Consider the following 377-nt stretch of genomic DNA (forward strand, 5'->3'; position numbering starts at 1 on the left):
TTTTTAAAAAAAGAATCCGCAGGCTCATCTATTTTTTATTTAATGCCATTATTTAATAATGTTTATAATATTTTCTCTATAACTAGATCCTATTCTGATTGTCTCGGAATCTGTTATTTCTATATGATAAAGAACATAATCCAGTAAATCTTTAATAATTGTTTTCTCTGCTAAAGGAGCACCATTTAATATATCTTTTAACTCAACATCTTTTTCCAATAAGATTATATTTTCATGCGCAACTATTGTATTTTTGTACTCTTCTGCTGAGGTTTTTATAAATGAGATTTTTTTATTAAACAAAGTATTTGTTTTTAAGCTCGCTGAGAATATACAAGTATCACTATCTTTATTTGAAACAGAGTAAGAATACATTG

1 protein-coding gene is annotated in these 377 nt (G+C 25.5%); it reads right to left on the bottom strand.

What is annotated here, in order from left to right; all coding sequences use genetic code 11:
• Positions 1-48: 48 nt before the first annotated feature.
• On the bottom strand, positions 49-377 hold a 329-nt coding region (locus tag SB659_RS19145; RefSeq protein WP_410551533.1), incomplete at its 5' end, for a hypothetical protein.

Origin of the sequence: Arthrobacter sp. SIMBA_036 (genome assembly GCF_046535135.1) — a bacterium.
Classification (GTDB): domain Bacteria; phylum Actinomycetota; class Actinomycetes; order Actinomycetales; family Micrococcaceae; genus Arthrobacter.